The sequence below is a fragment of the Kitasatospora sp. CM 4170 genome (genome assembly GCF_032110285.1).
Classification (GTDB): domain Bacteria; phylum Actinomycetota; class Actinomycetes; order Streptomycetales; family Streptomycetaceae; genus Kitasatospora; species Kitasatospora aburaviensis.
Map to the genome: position 1 here is coordinate 8,094,428 of NZ_CP134877.1, position 21,558 is coordinate 8,115,985.

General features: G+C 74.4%; 21 protein-coding genes. 9 read left to right on the forward strand and 12 right to left on the reverse strand.

From position 1 onward, the window contains the following. Positions 1-413 precede the first annotated feature (413 nt). A complete protein-coding gene (locus tag RMN57_RS33675; RefSeq protein WP_313767075.1) occupies positions 414-833 on the forward strand; it encodes an ALF repeat-containing protein in 420 nt (139 codons plus the stop codon). 191 nt (positions 834-1,024) lie between these two features. On the opposite strand, the gene RMN57_RS33680 is transcribed toward RMN57_RS33675, so the two are convergent. From RMN57_RS33680 to RMN57_RS33690, 3 genes are all read right to left on the reverse strand, one after another. Further along, positions 1,025-2,326 carry an FAD-dependent oxidoreductase gene (locus RMN57_RS33680; RefSeq protein WP_313767076.1) on the reverse strand — a complete coding sequence of 434 codons (1,302 nt, stop codon included), beginning with the start codon at positions 2,324-2,326 and terminating at the stop codon, positions 1,025-1,027. A gap of 173 nt (positions 2,327-2,499) precedes the next feature. Further along, the gene (locus RMN57_RS33685) at positions 2,500-3,303 is read right to left on the reverse strand and encodes an MBL fold metallo-hydrolase (RefSeq protein WP_313767077.1); all 804 of its coding nucleotides are present in this window, start codon (positions 3,301-3,303) and stop codon (positions 2,500-2,502) included. 253 nt (positions 3,304-3,556) lie between these two features. Further along, a complete protein-coding gene (locus tag RMN57_RS33690; RefSeq protein ID WP_313767078.1) occupies positions 3,557-4,924 on the reverse strand; it encodes an MFS transporter in 1,368 nt (455 codons plus the stop codon). Positions 4,925-5,025: 101 nt separating this feature from the next. On the opposite strand from RMN57_RS33690, the gene RMN57_RS33695 reads away from it, so the two are divergent. Further along, on the forward strand, positions 5,026-6,123 hold the full coding sequence (locus tag RMN57_RS33695; RefSeq protein ID WP_313767079.1) for a DUF5937 family protein: 1,098 nt from the start codon (positions 5,026-5,028) through the stop codon (positions 6,121-6,123). Between the two features lie 107 nt (positions 6,124-6,230). Here RMN57_RS33695 and RMN57_RS33700 read toward each other — a convergent pair whose 3' ends face one another. Then, positions 6,231-6,626 (reverse strand): RidA family protein, encoded by a 396-nt coding sequence (locus RMN57_RS33700; protein ID WP_313768052.1) that lies wholly within the window; start codon positions 6,624-6,626, stop codon positions 6,231-6,233. A 136-nt stretch (positions 6,627-6,762) separates the two neighbouring features. Between RMN57_RS33700 and RMN57_RS33705 the strand changes: the two genes are divergently transcribed. Both RMN57_RS33705 and RMN57_RS33710 read left to right on the forward strand, forming a co-directional pair. Next, entirely contained in the window at positions 6,763-7,734 is a 972-nt protein-coding gene (locus RMN57_RS33705; RefSeq protein WP_313767080.1) for a WYL domain-containing protein, read from the forward strand. 64 nt (positions 7,735-7,798) lie between these two features. Beyond that, positions 7,799-8,683: a PhzF family phenazine biosynthesis isomerase gene (locus tag RMN57_RS33710; RefSeq protein ID WP_313767081.1), complete on the forward strand. Its 885-nt coding sequence runs from the start codon at positions 7,799-7,801 to the stop codon at positions 8,681-8,683. Between the two features lie 71 nt (positions 8,684-8,754). On the opposite strand, the gene RMN57_RS33715 is transcribed toward RMN57_RS33710, so the two are convergent. From RMN57_RS33715 to RMN57_RS33725, 3 genes are all read right to left on the reverse strand, one after another. Next, positions 8,755-9,669 carry a ribosome-inactivating family protein gene (locus tag RMN57_RS33715; RefSeq protein ID WP_313767082.1) on the reverse strand — a complete coding sequence of 305 codons (915 nt, stop codon included), beginning with the start codon at positions 9,667-9,669 and terminating at the stop codon, positions 8,755-8,757. A gap of 257 nt (positions 9,670-9,926) precedes the next feature. Then, positions 9,927-10,415, reverse strand: a complete 489-nt coding sequence (locus RMN57_RS33720; protein WP_313767083.1) for a DUF6882 domain-containing protein — start codon at positions 10,413-10,415, stop codon at positions 9,927-9,929. Between the two features lie 193 nt (positions 10,416-10,608). Beyond that, a complete protein-coding gene (locus RMN57_RS33725; protein ID WP_313767084.1) occupies positions 10,609-10,944 on the reverse strand; it encodes a hypothetical protein in 336 nt (111 codons plus the stop codon). A 360-nt stretch (positions 10,945-11,304) separates the two neighbouring features. Between RMN57_RS33725 and RMN57_RS33730 the strand changes: the two genes are divergently transcribed. Further along, positions 11,305-12,564: a phosphotransferase gene (locus tag RMN57_RS33730; protein WP_313767085.1), complete on the forward strand. Its 1,260-nt coding sequence runs from the start codon at positions 11,305-11,307 to the stop codon at positions 12,562-12,564. Positions 12,565-12,663: 99 nt separating this feature from the next. Here RMN57_RS33730 and RMN57_RS33735 read toward each other — a convergent pair whose 3' ends face one another. Together RMN57_RS33735 and RMN57_RS33740 are read right to left on the reverse strand one after the other, a co-directional pair. After that, complete coding sequence (locus RMN57_RS33735) at positions 12,664-13,035, reverse strand: ferredoxin (protein WP_313767086.1); 372 nt, start codon at positions 13,033-13,035, stop codon at positions 12,664-12,666. An 8-nt stretch (positions 13,036-13,043) separates the two neighbouring features. Then, positions 13,044-14,267, reverse strand: a complete 1,224-nt coding sequence (locus tag RMN57_RS33740) for a cytochrome P450 (RefSeq protein WP_313767087.1) — start codon at positions 14,265-14,267, stop codon at positions 13,044-13,046. A gap of 622 nt (positions 14,268-14,889) precedes the next feature. On the opposite strand from RMN57_RS33740, the gene RMN57_RS33745 reads away from it, so the two are divergent. From RMN57_RS33745 to RMN57_RS33755, 3 genes are all read left to right on the forward strand, one after another. Continuing rightward, positions 14,890-15,975 carry an S-(hydroxymethyl)mycothiol dehydrogenase gene (locus RMN57_RS33745; protein WP_313767088.1) on the forward strand — a complete coding sequence of 362 codons (1,086 nt, stop codon included), beginning with the start codon at positions 14,890-14,892 and terminating at the stop codon, positions 15,973-15,975. Further along, complete coding sequence (locus tag RMN57_RS33750; protein WP_313767089.1) at positions 15,972-16,634, forward strand: MBL fold metallo-hydrolase; 663 nt, start codon at positions 15,972-15,974, stop codon at positions 16,632-16,634. Before RMN57_RS33745 ends, RMN57_RS33750 begins: the two co-directional genes overlap by 4 nt. Positions 16,635-16,736: 102 nt before the next feature. Further along, positions 16,737-17,138: a TIGR03618 family F420-dependent PPOX class oxidoreductase gene (locus tag RMN57_RS33755; protein ID WP_313767090.1), complete on the forward strand. Its 402-nt coding sequence runs from the start codon at positions 16,737-16,739 to the stop codon at positions 17,136-17,138. A gap of 14 nt (positions 17,139-17,152) precedes the next feature. On the opposite strand, the gene RMN57_RS33760 is transcribed toward RMN57_RS33755, so the two are convergent. Together RMN57_RS33760 and RMN57_RS33765 are read right to left on the reverse strand one after the other, a co-directional pair. Further along, a complete protein-coding gene (locus RMN57_RS33760) occupies positions 17,153-17,773 on the reverse strand; it encodes a TetR/AcrR family transcriptional regulator (protein WP_313767091.1) in 621 nt (206 codons plus the stop codon). Between the two features lie 138 nt (positions 17,774-17,911). After that, positions 17,912-18,985, reverse strand: a complete 1,074-nt coding sequence (locus tag RMN57_RS33765; RefSeq protein WP_313768053.1) for a TlpA disulfide reductase family protein — start codon at positions 18,983-18,985, stop codon at positions 17,912-17,914. 214 nt (positions 18,986-19,199) lie between these two features. Here RMN57_RS33765 and RMN57_RS33770 point away from each other — a divergent pair, with 214 nt between their 5' ends. Further along, entirely contained in the window at positions 19,200-19,424 is a 225-nt protein-coding gene (locus RMN57_RS33770) for a hypothetical protein (protein ID WP_313767092.1), read from the forward strand. Between the two features lie 162 nt (positions 19,425-19,586). Here the strand turns inward: RMN57_RS33770 and RMN57_RS33775 are convergent, their stop codons facing one another. Beyond that, positions 19,587-21,230 carry a M4 family metallopeptidase gene (locus RMN57_RS33775; RefSeq protein ID WP_313767093.1) on the reverse strand — a complete coding sequence of 548 codons (1,644 nt, stop codon included), beginning with the start codon at positions 21,228-21,230 and terminating at the stop codon, positions 19,587-19,589. Between the last annotated feature and the right edge of the window lie 328 nt (positions 21,231-21,558).

A 21,558-nucleotide genomic window follows, 5' to 3' on the forward strand; every position in this document is an offset into this window, starting at 1 on the left:
GCCCCCGACTGGAACAAGGCCGTCGGCACCTGGTAACCGCCCGAGCCGAGATGCGAACTGTGGCCTCCGACCGGCTTCCGGCGGCCGGAGGCCCGCCTCGCCGCGGGGCCAGATCTTCCAGATTCGACGGATCCGTGTGCGGAACCGCCCCCTTCCTTTGCCCTGCATCCAACACCGCAGTCTGCTCCGGCAGGCAAGCCGGAACAGGGTGCACCGACATCCACGCCACCGGCCAGCAGTCCGGGGGCCCACAGGACAGGATTCCCGTTCTTCGATGAGGATCACGAGAAGCAGGAGGGCCGCCTGGAGGCGGTTCGCCGCCGGCCTGGCGGCCGGCAGTGTGCTGACCGGGCTGTTGGCCGGCCCCGACGGCGGCTGAGACGGCGCCTCCGACAGGCCCGGTCGCTGACCGGGTGGCCGCGGTCGCGGTGTGGATGAGCGGCGGCCCGGCGGTGCGCCGGGCCGCCGAGCTCGCGCTCACGGGTTCGGATGCCGATGTCCACGCATTCGTGGCCGGCGGCCGGGCGGCAGCGGCCGACCAGGACCTGCGGGCCAAGGTCGAGGAGCTGGTCGCCGTTTCGGGCCCCGGGGTCCGGGAGAAGGTGCTCGCCGCGCTCGCCGTGGGCACGCCCGCCGCGTTGCAGGACTTCCTCGGCAACGGGTCCAAGGCCCCGTTCGAGCATGACCAGCGCGTGCTGCTGTCCCAGATCCAGTACGCCGGCGGCCCGGGCGTCCGGGACGCGGCCAAGGAAGTGCCGGGGACCACGCGTCGATCACCATCGCCTCTGAGGCGTCTTTCGGTGAACGAACAGCGCGGGCTGTCTACCGCCTGACGTGCAGCGATACCTATTGCCGGGCGACTGGGGGCCAAGTGGTTGGACGGGTCGCGCGACACGGCTTCTCCCTACTCGGCGAGGGTCGTACGCCCGCCGGAGGGAGTCCTGGCCACCGAGCCGGTCCCGTTCGTGCGGCCCGCGGTGGGGGTCGGTTGGCTGCTCGCTGGCCAGGGCTCCTGTCGTGTCTCTCAGACCTCGCCGAGGGGGACGTTCGGGTTCGCCAGGCGGTCGGCGTTCACCACCCGCTTGGAGACGATCAGTTCGCGGATCGGGTCGGTGACGTCCCAGATGTTCATGTTCATACCGGCGAGGACCCGGCCGTCCTTGAGCCAGAACGCGATGAACTCGTTGGCCTTCACGTCCCCTCGGAACACGACCCGGTCGTAGCCGTCGGGCTCGACGTAGCCGAGGTATTCCATGCTCAGCTGGTCCCGCGAGGCCACCGGCTCGTTGGGATGCCTAGGTGTCCACTCGGCATCGGTGAAGAAGTACGGCACCCGGTCGTAGGCGGCGTCCTCGCCGAGCATCGCGCGGGCCGCGGTCTGCGGCTGGTTGAGCGCGTTCGCCCAGTGCTCGACCCGCAGGTGGCGGCCGAACAGCGGGTGGTAGGCGTTGGCCACGTCGCCCGCCGCGTAGACGTCCGGGTCAGAGGTCCGCAGGTGCTCGTCGGTCTTGATCCCGTTGTCGACCGTCAGGCCGGCCGCCTCGGCGAGCGCGGTGTCCGGGGCGATGCCGATGCCGACGACCACCACGTCCGCCGGCACCGTGGCGCCGTCCGCCAGCCGGACGCCGGTCACCCGGCCGCCCTCGCCGGTCAGTTCCTCGACCCGCACCTCGAAGCGCAGCTCCACGCCGTGGTCGCGGTGCAGATCGGCGAAGACCTGGGCGACCTCCCGGCCCAGCACCCGCAGCAGCGGCAGCTCGGCCGCCTCCAGGACGGTGACCTCGGCACCCGCCGTCCGGGCGGCCGCCGCCGTCTCCAACCCGATCCAGCCGGCCCCGATCACCACGACCCGCACACCGGGCCGCAGCGCCGCCTTGATCCGGTCGCTGTCCTCCACCCGGCGCAGGTAGAGCACCCCGTCCTGCTCGGCGCCGGGCACCGGCAGCCGGCGCGGCACCGAGCCCGTCGTGAGCAGCAGCTTGGCGTACTCGATGCGGCCGTCGTCGGCGAGCCGCACCGTGTGCGCGGCCGGGTCGACGGCGACGACGGCGGTGCCGAGCCGCAGCGTCACGTCGTGCTCGGCGTACCACTGCGGCGGGTGGACGTAGATCTTCTCGCGCGGGGTCTTGCCGAGCAGGTAGCCCTTGGAGAGCGGCGGCCGCTCGTACGGCCGCTCGTGCTCGTCGCCGATCAGGACGATGCCGCCCCGGTACCCTGCCTCGCGCAGCGCCTCGGCGGCCTTGGCGCCGCCGAGCGAGGCACCGACGATGACGACGGGCCGCCCGTCCCCGCTGTCGCCGGCCGTTCCCGCTGTGCCCGTGCTCATGCTGAACTCCTCGCTCTCCGGCCGGAATCACGGACAGCCTGCCGCCGGGTGGGGGGAGTGTCGAGGGCAGGCGGGGCGCGCCGCGCCAGGCTCCCCCGAACGGGTGAAGCGGGCGGTGGCGGGGGTTCGGTTCCGGCTGGGTGGGCGAGGGGCCGGCCGGGTTCGGGGCCGGCTCAGCCCCAGGTCAGCTCGCCCTTGGCGACCTTCGTCCCGAGGTCGACCGCCAGCGGCATCCCCAGCTCCGGGAAGCGCCGCTCCAGCGCGTCCTTGGCCGCCGCGGCGTCCGGGGCCCGGCCGATCTCCGTCTCGAAGGCGCGCAGGTAGTCGCGGGTGTGGTTGATCGCGGTGGAGTCGGTGGGCGCGTCGGCGGTCCGGTGCCCGGCCACCACGAACTGGGGCTCCAGCGCCTCCATGCCGTCCAGCAGGTCGATCCAGGCGGCCCGTTGGGCGGACGTCGGCGTGTCGGCGGTCCAGACGTGCAGGCCCTCGAAGAGCAGCACGCCGCCCAGGATCGTGCGGTGGTGGTGCTGCCAGAGGTAGTGCCGGTCCGGGAGGTGGAAGTCGGCGCCGCGCAGCTCGAACCGGTGGCCCTCGAAGACGATCTCGTCGGTGTGCATCGGCTCCGGGCGCACCAGCCGGGTCGGCAGCTCGGGCCCCAGGTGCGACCAGGCCCGCAGCTTGGCGTCGAAGGTCTCCTGGATGTGCTCCACGGTGGCCGTCGTGGCCAGGAACCGGGCCTGCGGGAAGGCGTCCTGCACCTCCTGCGCGCCGAAGTAGAAGTCGGGGTCGCCGTGGCTCACGAAGACGGTGGTCAGCCGCTTGCCGCCGGCCCGCACCCGCTCGACCAGCCGGCGCCCGTCCGAGCGGGTGAACCCGGCGTCCACCAGCAGCGCGTCGTTGGGGCCGGTCACCAGCACGGACGTCTTGTTGAGCGAGCTGTCGGGCGTGTCGATGACCTCGAAGTCGAGGGAGCTCATGCGCGGTCCTTCCTCGGGCCGGCCCGGCCGCCGAACACCGGGCACGCGTCGCCGCCAGCATCGGCGACCGCCGGACCGCCCGCACCTCGGACGGAGCCGGAGGAGGGGGAGCGGGCCCGGTGCTGCTCCTGGTACGGCCGGGGTGATCGTCGCACCGGTGGCCGGTGGCCGGTGGCCGGTGGGCGGGGTGGGCGGTCGGGTGGGCGAGGCCCGGTCGGTGGGTGCTGGCCGCCTCGACGGCCCGGGGCGGCGCTCACGCCGCCGGGGCCAGCCGGGCCACTGCGGCCGCCGCGAGCAGAGTGGCCCCGGCGAGGGCGGGCCAGAGCACACCCGGTCCGGCGGCGAGCAGCGCGGTCAGCACCGCCGGGGCGAGCGTCTTGCCCAGGCCCGTGGCCAGCTCCCAGCGGGCGAGCGCCCGGCCGAGCAGCCCGGGCGGGGCGGCGGCCGCGACCAGGGCCGTTCCGGAGCCGCTGTAGAGGATCTCACCGAGCGTGAAGATCACCGAGACGGCCGCCACCGCGGCCGCACCGCCGGTGCCGCCGACGGCTCCGGCCGCCCAGAAGCCGAGGTAGGAGAGGGCGAGGACGACGCCGGACGCGGCCAGGACGGCACGGCGCGAGCGTTCGGCGAGGCGGAGCACCACGGCGAGCTGGAGCGTGATCACCAGCACCGTGTTGCCCACGAACACGCCCGAGGACCAGGCCGCGGAGGCGTGCAGGTGGAGCACGAGCAGGGCGGGCAGGGCCACTTCCAGCACGTCGAAACTGAAGGCGTAGGGGAGGTTGGCCAGGCTCAGCAGGGTGATCCGGCGCAGGGCCGGGTCGGACGGGGCCGCCCGGCGGGCGGTCGGCGCGGCTGTTCCGGGCGCGGCGGGGACGGCCTGGGCAGCGGGGACGGCAGGCGCGGTGGGTCCGGTGACGCGGAGGGAGTGGACCAGCACCGCCGCCACCAGGCAGGCGGCGGCCGTCACCGCGGCGAGCGCCCGGACCGCGCCCGTCCCGCCGGCCACCGCGAGCGTGGCGAGCAGTGCGCCCGCGCCCAGCCCGGCGTTGCGCAGCGTCCGCCCGGCCGCCAGTGCGGCGTCCCGGATGCGGCCGGTGGTCAGGGTGCTGACCACGGCCGCGTGGGTGGCCGGCCAGGACTGGCTGCCGATGCCGAGCAGCACGGCGGCGGCCGTGAAGCCGACCGGCCCGTCGGCGCCGAGGAGCGCGACCGAACCGGCCGCCCGGACCAGCAGGGTGGCCGCCGCCGGCAGGCTGCGGGCGCCGCGATCGATCCAACGCCCGGTCAGCGGCAGCACCAGCAGGCCGGCCAGCATCCCGGCGGACAACGCCAGCCCGGCCGCCCCCGCTCCGAGGTGCAGCACGCCGATGCCGTAGAGCAGCAGGAACGGGCGGAGCAGGCCCGCGCCCAGCGCGTCGACCAGCAGCGCGGCGGCGTAGCGGCGCCCGCCTGCGGCGGTGAGCATCCCGAGCAGGGCGGCGGGGCTCCGGCGGTCGGCGGCGCCGCGCCGGCCCGGCCCGGTGGGGTCGGTGGGGTCGGCGGGTCCGGTGGGGTCGGTGAGGTGTGGGGCGGGGGCCGCGGCGGGTGCGGGTGCGGGTGCTTCGGTGATCGGGCTCATGCCCCGTACCGTCCGCCCGCCCACCGGCTCCGGGCACGTCGATTGACGAGTCCCGTCAATCGACGCAGACGCCGTTCGCGCAGGCTGGCAGGATCGGCTGCGTGAGCCTGACCATCGACCTCGCCGCCCTGCCGGACGAACGCGTCCTCTTCACCCCCTCGCCGCTCGCCGAGCTGAGCGCGATGCTGCACGTCCTCGGCGAGCCCGCGCACCACCCCGCACTGAACGGCTGGGCCGCGAGCACCGCCGCGGCGATCGCGCCCGAACTCTCCGAGCGCCTCGCCGAGGCCGACTTCCTCTGGCGCTCGTCGCGGGCCGACTTCCTCGTCCCCGGAGTGCCGGGCGCCACCCTGGCCGAGGAGCTGGACGCGGTCGACCGGATCGACGACGAGCTGTACGTCCGGGCCGCGGTCATCATGAGCTGCGGCGCGTCGCGGCTCTCGCACCGGTTCGACTCGCCGCTCACCGACCCGGTGGCGCAGGAGCGGGCCCGGGAGCTGGCACTCGCCCGCGGCCCCCGGCAGGCCGCGTTCGCCGACCGGCTGTTCGCCGACCCGCCGGCCGTCCGGTCGATGGTCCGGCGGATGCTGGAGGAGTGCCAGCAGGCGTTCTTCGCGGACGCCTGGCAGCGCGTCCTGCCGGACCTCGCGGCCGACGCCCGGCACAAGACCGACCTGCTGGTCCGGCACGGTGCCGGGGAGGCGCTGGCAGCGGTGTCGCCCTCGGTCGCGCTGGAGGGGGACCCGGGCGGCCGGCGCCGGATCGTCATCGACAAGCTGCAGGACAACACCACCAGCGCCGCTGCCGCCGGGGGAGTGACGTTCATTCCGACGGCTTTCGGCCGCCCGCACCTGTTGGTGGTGTCCGCGCCCGGTTGGCGCCCGGTGGTGCAGTACCCGCTGGCGCAGCCCGGGGTGCCGGAGCCGGTCTCGCTGGCCGTGATGCAGCAGCGGCTGGAGGCGCTGGCCCACCCCGTCCGGCTGCGGCTGGCCCGCACCATGGCGCGCGGGCCGCACACCACGACCGAACTGGCGGCGGCCTGGCACCTCAGTGCGCCGGAGGTGTCGCGGCACCTGGCGGTGCTGCGCAAGGCCGGACTGCTCACCACCCACCGCCGCGGGCGCTACATGCTGTACCAGCTGGACCTGGCCGGCAGCGCCCGGCTCGGCACCGACCTCCTGGAGGCCGTCCTGCGGTGACCGGCGCCGTACGCGCTGGGCGCTGGCTGCCGTCCGCCGGCTGCCGTCCGCTGGCTGCCGTCCGCGCCGGTCCGACCGGCCCGGGCGGCAGCGGCGGTGACGCGGCCTCAGGCGACGGCGGTCCCTTCGAGCTCGACCAGCTGGCCGGGGACCGCCAGTCGGGTCACCCCGAGCATCGTGGTGGCCGGTGCCACCCCGGCGGCGCCCAGACGCGAGGCCAGCACGCCGTAGTGCGGGAACAACAGGTCGACGTCGGTCGTGTAGACGTTCAGCCGGACGAGGTTCGCGAGGGACATGCCGGCCCGGCCGAGCACGGCCTCCAGGTTGTCGAGGCTCAGCGCCAACTGTGCGGCCATGTCGCCGTTGTGGCGGGGTGTGCCGTCGCCGCCCATCGCGGTCTGCCCGGAGCAGTACAGGGTCCGGGTGTGCCCGGAGACGAGCTCGCCCTGGTTGAAGCCCATCTCCACCGACCACGTCACCGGGTTGACCGCCGTTCGTTCCACTGCCACGTCAGCTCCATTCGATTCATCGGGTGTACTCGCGCCCGTCGGCGCGGTGGCCGCCGTCGTCGACTGCGGTGCTGATGACCCTTCCAACGAATCACGACATCCTCGGTCGTGTATTCGATAGCGTTCTCGCATGCGCGCCGATCGGCTGGTCTCGCTGGTGCTGTTGCTGCGTCAGCGCGGTCGGCTGACCGCGGACACGCTGGCCCGCGAGCTGGAGGTGTCCACCCGGACCGTGCTGCGCGACATCGAGGCGCTGTCCGCAGCCGGTGTCCCGGTCTACTCCGAACGCGGTCGGCACGGCGGCTTCGCGTTGTTGCCCGGCTTCCGCACCGAGCTCACCGGACTGAACCACGACGAGGCCCTTGCCCTGCTGACCGCCGGATCGGGCCGCGGCGAGCAGGTCTTCGGCCTCGGCTCGGCGCTGGCCTCGGCCATGCGCAAGGTGGTTGACGCCCTGCCCGAAGGCCACCGGGACGCCGCGAGCGACGCGGCCCGGCGCTTTCTCGTGGAGCCGGAGACCGACCTGCTCTCACGCCGGTCGGTCGCGGAGGAGGTGCCCGACAGGACGATGATCGAGATCCGGCGCGCGGTGCTCGCCGGACACAAGCTGCGCCTGCACTACGCGGCCGCGGACCGGGCACCGCAGTGGCGCACGGTGGACCCGGTCGGCCTGGTCACGGTGCGCGACCGGGGCTACCTGTTGGCCATGAGGTCCGGAGCGGACCGCACCTACCGGCTGTCGCGGGTGCTGGCCGCCGAGGAACTCTCCGAACCGGCACAGCGGCCGGACCGGGTCGACCTGGACCGGGTCTGGCGGGAGCGCTGCGCACAGTTCCTCTCCGGCGATCACATCGCCGTGCAGCTGCGGGTCGACCCGGAACGCCGCGCGGACCTGTTGAGCACCGCGGTTGCCGTCCGCACCGCAGAACCCGACGCGGACGGCTGGCTGCGGCTGGAGGCGACGTTCCAGGATCTGCGACACGCCGAGTGGGCACTGTGGCAGCTCGGCACGGACGCGGAAGCCCTGGCCCCGGCGTCGTTGCGCACCTCCCTGCGCAACCGCGCCGTCGCGATCGCCACCCGCTACGGGGACTCGTCCTGAGGATCGCCCACCGCGAGTGCGCCCAGCCGGGAACAGGGGGCCGGGGAGAGGCGTTCGAACGATCATGACCAGTGATGCCGTTCCCGTGACCGCCTCCGCCGCCGAGCCCGAGGTCCTGCGCTACACCGCCTTCGCCACGGACCCGGCCGGGGGCAACCCGGCCGGTGTGGTGCTCGACGCCACCGGCCTCTCCGACGAGCGGATGCTCGCCATCGCCGCCGAGGTCGGCTACTCCGAGTCGGCGTTCCTGATCCCCGGCGCCGCCGAAGGCGCCTACACCGTGCGGTACTTCAGCCCGCTGGCGGAGGTGCCGTTCTGCGGCCACGCCACCGTCGCGTCGGCCGTCGCGGTCGCCGAGCGGCACGGCCCCGGCGCGTACGTCTTCGCCACCCGGGCCGGTGAGGTGCCGATCGAGGTGGAGAAGGGCGCGGACGGCGTGCTGCGCGCCACCCTCACCAGCGTCGAGCCCCACGTGGAGGGGATCGACGAGGCGGACGTCGCCGAGGCGCTCGCCCTGCTCGGCTGGTCGGCCGACGAGCTGGACGCCGCGCTGCCGCCCCGGGTCGCCTTCGCCGGCGCGCGCCACCTGGTCCTGGCGGCCGCGACCCGGGACCGGCTGGCCCGCCTGGACTACGACTTCGACGGCCTCGCCGCCTTCATGACGGCCCGGGATCTCATCACGCTGCAGCTGGTCTGGCGCGAGAGCGAGCACGTCTTCCACGTCCGCGACCCGTTCCCGGTCGGCGGCATCGTCGAGGACCCGGCCACCGGCGCCGCTGCGGCCGCCTTCGGGGCGTACCTGCGCGAGCGCGCCGCCGCCACCGTGCCGGCCACCCTGACCCTGCACCAGGGCGAGGACCTCGGCCGGCCGGGCGTGCTCCGGGTCGAGCTCCGCGAGGGGGACAACCGCGTCCGGGTCTCGGGCGCGGCGGTGGCGATCGCCGACTGATCGGCAGAAGCGGGGCCGGGACCAGGCTCCTTGGCCGAGGTTCCGGCCCCGCGATCACGCTTGTGGAAGGGCTACAGCAGTGCTTCCGAGCCGTGGAGCTCCACGAAGCCGACGACGCGCCGCAGTTGGTCGAAGCTCGTGACGTTGTTGCCGATCAGCCGCACCGACGCGGACCGGCCCTGCCGCCAGGCGTGTGCGGCCTGGGAGAGCCTGCCCCACTGGTTCTCCATGTCCCGGTAGTCCACGCTCAGCTGGTAGTTGGTGAAGCCGTTGATGTTCCCGTAGATCCGGTTGAAGATCGGTCCGAACCGGGCGGCCTCCGAGAAGATGGTGATCGCCATCAGCATGCCCCGGTCGATGGTCGTCTCGTTCCACTGCCCGACGTTGTGGAGGCCGTAGAGCGCGTCGAAGATGTTCGTGGCGCCCAGGTAGAGGTTCTCGCGGGTGCTGCCGCCGTTGATGCCGTTGTAGTTGCCGGTGCGCGGCATGAGCCGTGCGGTGATGCCGAGGTCGGTCTGGAACTGCTCCTGGCGGCCGTCCTGGAAGGCCCAGTGGCGGTTGGCGGCGGGGGAGTAGAAGCCCGCGATGTAGAGGTTGTCGGCCCACATGTAGACGGAGACGAGGTGGGCCCCCTCGTTCATCACCCGGATCTGGATCAGCCGGTTGGTGTTCCGGGTGGTCTGCTGGACGAGCGCGCTACCCGCGTCGGTCGCGTCGCCGTAGGTGTTGCGGTGGATCGCGTCGATCAGGTTCCAGTAGCGGTTCGCGTGCTCGCCCCGGCCGGACGTGATGTCGGTGATGTCCCAGTCGATGATGGGCCAGCTCTGCAGCGCCGCAGCGCGGTTGGCGGATGCGAGCCGGATCTGGCCTGCACCTGCCGACTCGCCGACGGGGGCGGGCGCCGCGGACGCGGTGCCCGCGAGGGAGATGAGAAGAGCGGTGGCTGCCGAGAGCGACAGCAGCGCGGCGGAGTTCTTCTTGAACACGGTTCCTTCTTGGATGACGAGGTCCGAGCGGGACTCGGTCGATCACTGCGCTCGGACGCGGTGCGCATGTCCGAGCGGCGACGCCCGACCGGTGTCGTGGCAGTCGCCGAAACGTCACCGTGATCGGTCCCGGCGTTTCGACCCAGCCTGCACGGACTCCCGTCTTCACCTTTGCCCTGCGGCGCATGCCGTGTGACCCGTGCGTGCACGTCGCTCCGTGCGGTTCGCCCGGCTCGGCCGCCGCCGCCCGCCGCGCGTCACCGATGCCCGGCAGAGAGCGTCAAATCATGTACCAGGAAGTGGAGTTGCACGTCGTCCAGGGACTCCGCCCAGAGGCCCTCGGCGTCGAGCAGCGATGCCGCGACCATCCGTGCCTCGGCCACGAGCTCCGGGTGGTGGTCGAAGCCCGGCCACGGCAGGACGGGGTAGCCGTTCGCCTCGCCGAACCGGCGCACCTTCTCGATGTCGCCCAGGGCCACCCGCGGCAGGGAGTCGTTCGCCCAGGACCAGAGCCACGTCCCCCGGGAGAGGCTGACGCTGCCGATCATCGTGAGCCGACCGGTGAGGAAGACCTCCCCGCCGCGGGACCAGGTGATCCGGGCGTCGTCCAGCGACCAGTCGTACTGCACGTCACCCGACAGCCCGTAGCGCTCGATCATCCGGGCCTGCCGCGAGCGGGCACGCTCCCGGGCGGCGAACACGACCTCCTCCCAGTCGGAGTGGTCATGCTTCGGGCGGTCGTCCACCGTGCCTCCTCGTACGGATCCGTCCGCACGATCCTGTCACCCGGTCGCCGGTCCCGGGCCGGTGGGTCGGGGTGAGAGTCCGGTGTTCGCGCTGGTCAGAGCGGATGAGGGCCTTCGGGCGGTGCCGACCGCGAGTCCGGCCGCCCCGCCGGGAGCCGGGGCGGCCGGATGCGTTGAAGATCCTGTTCGTCTGTCAGCAGGTGGTGAGGCCGTTGAGCATCGGCTTGTTCACGAAGCTGAAGGCGAAGAGGTCCTTGGTCACGCCGGGGGCGAGAGTCAGGCAGCCGTACGGGTCGTAGTTGTTGAAGCTGTAGATGAGCCGGAAGCTCTGCGTGGTGGAACAGCCGTTGGTCACCTTGGCCCGCGCGTAGTCGATCCAGTAGTCGGTGTTGACGTAGGTGACACAGCTCGGCACCGCGCCCTGCGTGGTCGTCGCCACCGGAGCGGAGGCCTGTGCAGTGCCCTGAACTGCCGCGACGAGGGCAAGTGCACCCAGAGCCGGAGCGGCGGCCCTCATGAGCTTGTTCATGAATGCTCTCCTTTGTGTCGTGCGCCCCCGGAAGAGCGGCGGCGCGGGGTCTTCGGAAGGGAATTCGCGCCGCCGATCATCGAGGGGGGATCGGCGGGCGAACCTCTTCGGTGACGCTACGGTCCGGGCAGGTGGCACCGGTGAGCGGGCGAGCAGAACGGCATGATCCTGCAATTCCCGGGGAAACAGCCGTATTTCCATCGAAAGCCCCCTGCCGTGGCGTGATCGGAATCGGAATTCGCCGCATTTCCGGCGGGCGGTCCGTGCGTCGGATCCGGCCTCCCGGATCGACGCCGGTCGGTGGCGCAGCGCGCGGAATAATCGGTCGCGCGCTGCGCCGCGGTGCGAGATCCTGCACGGATGCAACAAACGAAGAACCGGACGGTCAGCATCCACCTCACCCACGGGGGCGAGTACTTCGGGCAAGTCGGCCCGTTCGAGGTGGACGGGGGATTCTGGTCGTCCGCCGCGCCGGTGGTCGAGCGGGTGGCCGCGGAGCTGGGGGTGCCCGCGGTGGTGCTCCGGCTCGCGGACGCTCCGGGCGACGGCGCCGGCCACGGCGGGCACGTGGTCTACCACGTCGAGGCCCTGGAGCGGCCCACCGGACTGGTGCCGCGACAGGCGGCGCCGGGGGTGGCCGCGTTGATCGGACCGGCTGAGCGGCGGGCCGGCTGGGCCACGCTGCCCGGCCTGCGCGCGGCGCTCGACTGGGCCGAGCAGTCGCTCGACCGGGCGGGCCGTCCGGCGGCCGGCACGGCGGAGCAGATCCGGACGTGGAACCTCTCCGGCCTGTTCCGCTACCGCACCGCCACCGGCACCGACGCCTGGCTGAAGGTGATCAACCCCGCGTTCAACGCCCGTGAGGGCGAGGTGATCGCGCTGTTCGGCAGCGCCGACCCGACGCTGGTCCCGACGGTCCTCGGCGCCGACCCGGAGCACGGCCGGCTGCTGCTGGACCACGCCCCCGGGGAGGACCTGTGGGGCCCGTCCGCCGAGGAGGTCACCGCCGTCGTGCCCCGGCTGGTGGCCGCCCAGGCGGCCCTCGCCGCCGACGGCCGGGCCGCCGCGGCCGGGCTGCGCGACCGCACCCCGCGCACCCTGCTCGCCCAGGTGGACGCGCTGCTCGACCGTCTCGGCACCGGGCCCGGCTCCGACCTGTCGGCCGACGAGCTCGCCGCCGCCCGGGCGCTCGCCGCGCGGCTGCCGGGGCTGGTCGAGGAGCTGGCCGCCTGTGGGCTGCCGGAGACGCTGGTGCACGGCGACTTCCACCCCGGCAACTGGCGTTCCGACGGCACCCATGCGGTGGTGGTCGACTACTCCGACTCCTGCCTCGGCCACCCGGCCATGGACGGGCTGCGTCCGCGCCAGTACGTCGACGGGGAGCGGTGGGCGCAGGTGGCCGCGGTCTGGGCCGAGGCCTGGCGGACGCACGCCCCGGGCTCGGACCCGGAGCGTGCGCTGGAGCTGATCGAGCCGCTGTTCCACTTCGCGTACGCGGTGCGGTACCAGGAGTTCCTGGACCACATCGAGGACAGCGAGCGGCCGTACCACGAGGGCGACCCGGAGAGCGAGATCCGTGCGGCGCTGGCCTGGGCCGCCGCCGACGGCGGTGCCGCCTGACCGACCTCGCGTCGGCGTCGCCGGCCGCCCCGGGTGCGGGGCGGCCGGCGACGCCGTGCGCGGGCGCCACCGTGTAGGGCGGTCACTACCGGGCCGGTGCTACCGGGCCGGGGCGATCCGGCGGCCGTCACCGGCCGAGTACAGGGCCAGCGCCTCGACCGGGCAGTAGTCGACGGCCTCGGCCAGACGCTCCGTCAGCGGCTCGCCGCTGCCGGGCCCGGCACCGGCGGGGGCCCCGTCCTCGCCCCCGCCGCCGTCCCCGTCCTCGCCCCCGCCGCCGTCCGTGGCGGCCACGCGGAGCGGGCGGGCCAGGCCGTCGGCGCCGAGCTCCAGGGAACCGGGCGCGGTGAGCGCGCACATGCCCGAGCCGATGCAGCGGTCCCGGTCGACCCGGACCACCACCCGCTCGGCCGCCGTCCGCTGCCCCGCCGCCGGCCCGGCCGCGCCGGGTGCGTCCGCCGGGCCGCTCACGTCCGCCGTCACCAGGCGGCCGGCAGGCTCTGCGGGCTGCGGGTCAGCAGGCCGCGCCGCCAGTCGAGGGACGCCACCGGCTCGGTCAGCCGCAGCGCGGGCAGCCGGCGGGCCAGCCGGTGCAGGGCGAGCTCCAGCTCCATCCGGGCCAGCCAGGCCCCGAGGCAGTGGTGCGGCCCGGCGCCGAAGGTGAGCAGCGGCGCGGCGAGCGGGGCGAAGAGCTCGGTCAGCAGGTCGCCGGTGAAGACCCCGGGGTCGTGGTTGGCCGCGGTCGTGTCGGCGGCGACCACGCTGCCGGCCGGTATCGCCACGCCGCCGATCTCGACGTCCGCGACGGCCCGCCGGAGCAGCCCCGGCAGGTGCTGGCCGTCGCCGAGCGGGACGGCGCGCAGCAGCTGCTCGGTGGCCGCGGTCGCGCTCTGCTCGTCCGAGGCGAGCCGCTGCCAGGCGTCCCGGCCGTCGCCGAGGAGGTAGACCAGGGCGTTGCCGAGGGTGGTCATGGTGGTCTCGTGCCCGGCCACCACCAGACCGATCACGAGCGAGACCAGCTGCTTCTCGCTGATGTCGCCCCTCTCCTCGGCGGCCGCGAGCAGCCCGCTCACCAGGTCGTCGCCGGGGGAGGCCCGGCGCTGCGCGATCAGCTCGGCGCCGAACGCGGCGAAGTCGGCGAGCGCCGCCCCGACCGCCTCGGCGGTGTAGGCGGTGGTGGAGAGCGCGTGGTCGCTCCAGTGGGCGAGGCGCTTGCCGTCCAGGCCGTCCAGGCCCATCAGCTTGCTGATCACGGCCACCGGCAGCGGGCGGGTGTAGGCGGCGACGAGGTCGACGGGCGAGCCCTGGTCGATCAGCTCGTCCAGCAGGTGCTCGACCACCGAGGCCACCCACGGCCGCCAGCGCTCGATCGCGCGCGGGGTGAACGCCCGCTGCACGGTCCGGCGCAGCCGCTGGTGGTCGGTGCCGTCGAGGTTCAGCATGGCCTCGGGGTCGCCCAGGATGTTGGGGACGAGCGCGACGGCGGGCGCGTCCGGCGCGTACAGCGCGGCGCGGCCCATCCGCGGGTCGGTGAGCACCTGGCGGACGTCGGCGTGCCGGCTGACCAGCCAGACCGGGGTGCCGGTGGGCAGCTTGCCGAGCCGCGGCGGGCCCGGTTCGAGGAGGCGCAGGCAGTGCAGTGGGGGCAGCGGCGCCGCGGCGTCCGCGGCGGTCGGGGCGGTGGCACTGTTCTCGGCGGACATCCGTACTCCAGACTCCAGGGCGGTGGGTCGCGCGGGGCGGCCCGGCGGGGGGTGGATCCGGGGAGGTGCGCGGGGACGGCTCGGACGGGTTGGGTCCGGGGAGGCAGGCGGGCACGCGTCGGACGGGGTCGGCCCGGGGGCGCGCGTGGTGACGGGCGGGGCGAGCGGGCGGGGCGCGTGGGTCGGACGGGTCGGGTTCGGTACGACCGTACGTGGGCGCCGCGCCACAGTCAGCAATGATTCCAGCCAACGCCGGGGGGACCGGGGGACGATGACGGGCGCTCGGTTCGGTCCTCGCGCCCCTGCGGGGCCGGGCGGCGGAACGGCCGCGGAACGGCGGCGGGCCCGGAGGTGAAGCGGTGGCGGGTCCGGAGGTGAACCGGCGACCGAACGGGCGCAGGACCGCGCGGCAGGACTGGGGGTGAAGCAGCGGCAGGACCGGGTGCGTGGCAGGGCCGATTCGGCGGCGGTCCGGATCACCGCCGCCGTTCGTCGGTCCCGGCCGGCCCCGGACGATACGCTTCGTGGGCAGCTCGTTCGACGCCGGCCGACACACGTCGGCACAGGTCGACGCAGGTCACGCCGGGTGCAGAGTCGCCCCGGCCGACGGAGGTGGAATCGGATGGCCCAGCAGGTCAAGGCAGTCATCGCGCGCGCCAAGGGCGCGTCCGTGGAGGTGACGACGATCGTCGTGCCCGACCCCGGGCCGGGCGAGGCGGTGGTCCGGATCCAGGCCTGCGGCGTCTGCCACACCGACCTCCACTACCGCGAGGGCGGCATCAACGACGAGTTCCCGTTCCTGCTGGGCCACGAGGCCGCGGGCATCGTGGAGTCGGTCGGCGAGGGCGTGACCGAGGTCGGGCCCGGCGACTTCGTCGTCCTCAACTGGCGTGCGGTCTGCGGCCAGTGCCGCGCCTGCAAGCGCGGGCGGCCGCAGTACTGCTTCGCCACCCACAACGCGAAGCAGAAGATGACCCTGCTGGACGGCACCGAGCTCTCCCCGGCCCTGGGCATCGGCGCCTTCGCCGAGAAGACCCTGGTCGCGGCCGGCCAGTGCACCAAGGTCGACCCGGCCGCCGAGCCGGCCGTCGCGGGCCTGCTGGGCTGCGGCGTGATGGCGGGCATCGGTGCCGCGATCAACACCGGCGGCGTCGGCCGGGGCGACTCGGTCGCCGTGATCGGCTGCGGCGGGGTCGGCGGGGCGGCCGTGCTCGGCTCCCGGCTGGCCGGCGCGGCGAAGATCATCGCGGTGGACATCGACGACCGCAAGCTCGCCGGTGCGCAGAAGCTCGGCGCCACCCACGTCGTCAACTCCCGTACCACCGACCCGGTCGAGGCGATCCGTGCGCTGACCGACGGCAACGGCGCGGACGTCGTGGTCGAGGCGGTCGGCCGCCCGGAGACGTACACCCAGGCGTTCTACGCCCGCGACCTCGCCGGTACCGTCGTCCTGGTCGGCGTGCCGACCCCGGAGATGAAGCTGGAGCTGCCGCTCCTCGACGTGTTCGGCCGCGGCGGCGCGCTGAAGTCCTCCTGGTACGGCGACTGCCTGCCCTCGCGGGACTTCCCGATGCTGATCGACCTCTACCTCCAAGGCCGCCTGGACCTCGGTGCGTTCGTCACCGAGACCATCGAACTCGACGGCGTGGAGCAGGCGTTCGCGCGCATGCACGAGGGCGACGTGCTCCGCTCGGTGGTGGTCCTGTGAGCGGCGCGGTCCACGACGAGAAGGCCGGCGGCGCGGTGCGGATCGACCGGCTGGTCACCGCGGGCACCTTCGAACTCGACGGCGGCAGCTGGGAGGTGGAGAACAACGTGTGGATCGTCGGCGACGACGCCGAGGCCGTGGTGATCGACGCCGCCCACGACGCCGACGCCATCGCGACGGCGCTCGGCGGCCGCCGGCTGCTGGCGATCGTCTCCACCCACGCGCACAACGACCACATCGACGCCGCACCGGCGCTCGCCGAGCGCACCGGCGCGCCGATCCTGCTGCACCCCGACGACCTCCCGCTGTGGAAGCTCACCCACCCCGACCGGCTGCCGGACGGCGAGCTCGCCGACGGGCAGCGGATCGAGGTCGCGGGTACCGCGCTGACCGTGCTTCACACCCCCGGCCACGCGCCGGGCGCGGTCTGCCTGTACGCGCCGGACCTCGGCACGGTGTTCACCGGCGACACGCTCTTCCAGGGCGGTCCGGGCGCGACCGGCCGGTCGTTCTCGCACTTCCCGACCATCATCGACTCGATCCGCGACCGGCTGCTCACGCTCCCGGCCGGGACGGTGGTCCGCACCGGGCACGGTGACCCGACCACGATCGGGGACGAGGCCCCGGCGCTGCCGGACTGGATCGCCCGCGGTCACTGAGCCGCGCCGTTCGTCGGCGGTCCGCCGACGGCCGCGCGATCGTACGTGTCCCGCCCCGCCCCGGTGCCCGCGCACCGGGGCGGGCGACGTACGATCGCGGCCATGGCCCATGATCCGCGCGACCTCGACGACGCCTTCCTCGCCTTCTGGCGCGAGCGCCACATCGCCACCCTCACCACCGCCCGCCCGGACGGCTCGCCGCACGTGGTGCCGGTGGGGGTGACGTACCAGCCGGAGACCGGTGTCGCGCGGGTGATCAGCAGCCGGACCAGCCGCAAGGTGCGCAACGTGCTGGCGGCGGGGGAGGCCGGGATGCGGGTGGCGGTCTGCCAGGTGGACCGGGCCCGCTGGTCGACGCTGGAGGGCGTGGCCGTCGTCCGGGACGCGCCGGAGGCGGTGGCCGACGCGGAGCGGCGGTACACCGAGCGCTACCGCGAGCCGCGGGTGAACCCGGACCGAGTGGTCATCGAGATCACGGTCGACCGGGTGCTCGGCCGCGCCTGACCGCGGCGCGGTGCTCAGGCCAGGAACGCCGCCGCGGCGGCCGCGGTGAGGGTCCGGTACCGCTGCTCGCCGAGGGCACCCGGGAAGTGCCCGCCGCGCTCCAGGCTGATCACCCCGTGCGCCGCCGCCCACAGCGTGTCGGCGACTTCGTCGGCGTCGGCGTCCGCCCTGAACACCCCGGCCTCGATGCAGGCGCGGGCGGCCTCGCGCAGGACGTCCAGGCTCGCGGTGGCCACGGCGCGGGAGGCCTCGTCGGGGACGAACCCGGGGATGCCCTCGCCGTGCATGACGCTGTAGAAGTTCGGCTGCTCCACGGCGCCGGCGCGATAGGCGCGGCCGACGGCGGCGAGGTACGCGGCCGGGTCATCGTCGCGGGGCACCTCCTCCAGGCGGCGGTGCAGCCGGGCGAAGCCCTCGCGGTACAGTGCCGCCGCGATGCCCTCCTTGGCGCCGAACAGGCGGTAGAGGACGGTGGTCGAGCAGTCGGCGGCTGCGGCCAGTCGGCGCATGCTCAGCGCCGCAGGGCCTTCGGTGGCCAGCAGTTCGGCGGCGATGTCGAGCATGGCGGTGCGGAGGGCCGACTCGCCACGGGCCTGGGCCCGGGCGAAGGCCCCGGTCGGTGATTTGGCGGGCATGGGGACGATCCTCCTGGAGACCGGGGGCTGTTGTCGTGGGGCGGGCCGCGCGGTTCGGTCGGTACCCGTGCTGACCGGGAGCCGGGACGGTACCGGCGGTACCCGTGCCCGCCGGTGCCGTTGCGCGAGCCCGGGCGGCTACTGCCAGTCCGGCAGCGGCCGGTAGATGGGCACGCCGGCTTCCTCCAGCGCCGTCCGCCGGGCGAAGTACTCCTCGCCCATGGGGTCGACGCCCAGCAGCGGCATGGCGCTGCGCCAGGTGGTGACGTCCTCCGGAGCCAGCTCCGCAGCGGCCGTGAAGTGCCGCTCCGCCGCCTCCTGCCGGCCGTGGCGCAGCAGCCACAGTGCCAGGGCGGCCTCGGTACGGGCCTGCTGCTGCTCGGCCGTGCCGGTCCGGGTCAGCTCGGAGACCGTCTCCGGGCCGAGGCCCGAGTCGCCGGTGGTGACCCAGCGCCGCAGCGCGTCGAGCGCCTTCGCGGAGTCCAGGCCGCTCATCGAGCGGAAGAGGTCGGTGGCGAACTGGGTGTCGTTCGGGCGGGCGATGCGGCCCTCCTCGTCGACCCAGACCACGGTGGGGACGTTGAGCAACTGGTAGAGGTCCGCGACCCGGCCGTCGACGTCGACCAGTGCGGGGTGCGTGGGTGCGGCCTCGGCGATCCACGGCGCGGCGTCCTCGATCCGGCGGTCCACCGCGATGCTCAGCACCGAGAACCCCTCGCCGGCCAGCTCGGCGTGGCGGCGCTCCCACTCCGGGAGGTCGTAGCGGCAGCCGCACCAGGACGCCCAGAAGACCAGGGCCACCTTGCGCCCGCGCAGCTCGCCGAGCGAATGCGGCACGCCGTCGACGTCCGGAAGTGTGAAGTCGGGGGCCGTGCCGCCCGCCAGGACCGCCGACCGGTCGCCGGCCGTCGCGCCGAACGCCACGACCCCGGCGGCGAGTTCGCTCGCGACCGGCCGGTCCAGCAGGGCGGCGAACGCCGTCACGTCCAGCGTCCCGGCGGCGGGGTCCTCGATCTCCGCGACGGCCGCCGCCGGCACGCAGACGTCGCCCCGGCACCAGCCCTGCGGCTTGCGGGTGAAGCCCAGGGCGCGCTCGACGTCCGGGAAGGAGAGCCGGATGTGCGGGTGCGCGCCGTCCTCGGTGGGCCGGAGCTCGGCGGTGACCCGGCTCTCGGCGTGGTCGTCCAGGACCGTCAGCTCGACGACGGCGATTCCGGCCGCCGTCACGGCCCCCGTGGTTCCGGCGGTCCCGATGGCCTCGGCGGTGTCGGTGCCGGTCGCGTTCGGTGCGGTGGCGCTCATGGTTCCCCTCCCGTGGATAACGCTGTTACTCGACAATAACGGCGTTACTGAGGTCTCGCAACCCACGCGGTGCGTCCCGCGGCTCGTTTATCGGCCGTTGATCGTCGGCGCGTAGCGTCGCGTCATGGCTGAGGCAGCGGGCGAGAGTTGGGGTGGGCGTGGCATGGGGGAGAACCGGGTGCGGGCCGAGGGGCGGATGACGGAGCAGGACGTCGAGCAGTTCCGGGTGCTGCTGGCGCGGCTGGAGGGCTCGCTGGCCGCGGACCGGGAGGCGCTGCTCGGCGAACGGGCGGCCCTGATGGCGCAGCGGGCGGCCCTGCTGGCGGAGACGGCGGGCTCGGGTGGGTGACGGGGGGCCCGGCCGGCCGGTGTCCGTGCTGCCGCTCTGGCAGCGCGGGCCGGTGCCCGCGGGCGCGGCGGGGGCGATCGACGGGAGCCGGGCGACCGGAGGCGCGGACCGGCCCGGGGTGCACGGGCACTCCGGGCCGGTCGGCGAGGGCGGCGGTGCCGGTCAGTTGACCGCGACGGCCGACCAGGCGGCGGCGACCGCGGCGTACTCCGCGCTGCCGGCGCCGTAGAGGTCGGTGGCGGCCTTGAGGGTCGCCGTACGGGCCCCGGCGTAGTTGGTGCCGGAGGTCATGTAGACGCTGAGCGCCCGGTACCAGATCGCGCCGAGCTTGTCCCGGCCGATACCGGTGACGGTCGAGCCGTTGCAGGTGGGGCTGTTGTACTGGACCCCGTTGACGGTGCTGGCGCCGCTGCCCTGGGCGAGCAGGAAGGCGAAGTGGTTCGCCACGCCCGAGGAGTAGTGCACGTCGAGGTTGCCGACGCCGGAGCTCCAGCAGTCGGCCGACTTGCCGTCCCTGGAGGGCTGGTCCATGAAGCGCAGGGCGGCCTTGCCGAACCCGGACTTCACGATCTCCTCGCCGATCAGGTAGTCGCCCGGGTCGGAGGGGTTGGCGGCGTAGAACTCGACCAGGGTGCCCATGATGTCGGAGGTGGCCTCGTTGAGCCCGCCGGACTCCCCGGAGTAGACGAGCTTGGCGGTGCGCGAGGTGACGCCGTGCGACATCTCGTGCCCGGCCACGTCCAGCGAGACCAGCGGGCCGAAGGTGGTGCCGTCGCCGTCGCCGTACGTCATGCAGAAGCAACTGTCCTGCCAGAAGGCATTGTTGTAGTTGCTCCCGTAGTGGACGCGGTTGTACGAGCCCTTGCCGTCGCCGCCGATGCCGCTGCGGCCGTGGACGTTCTTGTAGTAGTCCCAGGTGGTGTTCGTGCCGTACTGCGCGTCGACGGCGGCGGTGGAGCGGTCGGCGGTGGCGCCGGTGCCCCAGTGGTTGTCGGCGTCGGTGAACACCACGGCGGGCGCCCGGCTGAAGCAGATGGTGCCGAAGCAGAGGTCGGTCTTGTTCTGGGCGTCGCCGGTGTAGGTGTTGCCCCGGGTCGGGTCCTTGAGCTGGAAGCCGCCGCTCGCCGCGGTGGTCTCCAGCGGGACGGTGCCGCTGTAGAGCGAGGCGCCGTCGCCCGTGGCGGTCTCGATCGCGTCCCAGGCGTCGATCACCGCACCGGTCGCGGCGTCGGAGAGCACCGTGCGGGCCACCGGGTTGCCCAGGTAGTCCTGCCCGGCGGCGGTGGTCTGCCAGGCGAGTCGGGGCGCGCCGTGCAGCGCGTCGACCACCAGCTCGGCCTTGGCCCCGGCCTGGCGGGCGGACCCGCCGAGCGCCCGGACGGCCTGCGCCTGCGCGTTGGCGGCCGGGACGGCGGGCCGGGTGGTGGGTACGGCGAGGTCGCCGGCCGCGGCCCGGTCGGCGCCGCGGAACGCCCCGCCGGGGGAGAGGTGGACGACGAGGTCGCCGCCGAGCACCGGCAGGCCCGCATAGGTGCGGTCGTAGCGGACGTGCTGGGTGCCGTCGGCGTCGGTGACCACGTCGCGCACGGTGCGGCCCTGCTGCGCGGTCACGCCGAGCCGGGCCGCGTTGGCCGTGAGCGCGGCGTCGGCCTGGCCCACCGCGACCGCGGTGGCGGCTGCTCCGGCGGGCGCGGGAGCCGCGGCGGGGGCGGCGAACGCGCTGCCGGGGAGGGCGGCGGCGGTGAAGGTGGTGGCCGCGACGACGACGGCGACGGCTGCTGCGGTGGTGCGGAGACGGAACGTCATGGTGCTCCTCGGTTCTCGGCGGTGGCCGCGGCGGCGGCGCGCGCCACCACCTGCGGCACGGGGTGCCGAGGTGCGGCAGGGCGGCGCGCCGGCGAGGGATGCGGCGGCGGTGCGCGGTGAACGGCGGCAGCGGCGGGGGGAGTCGGCGCTCGGGCGCGGCACGGCCGGGCGGACCTGGCCGCGGGCGGGCGAACGCGGGTGGGGAACGCGGGCGCCGGCAGCGGTGCCGGCGAAGGGGGGAGCCGGTCACGGTGTCGGCAGGGGTGTCGGCGCGGGCGCCGACCGGGTGCGCGAGCGGTGTGGGGGTGGCGCTGTGCGAAGAAGCCGC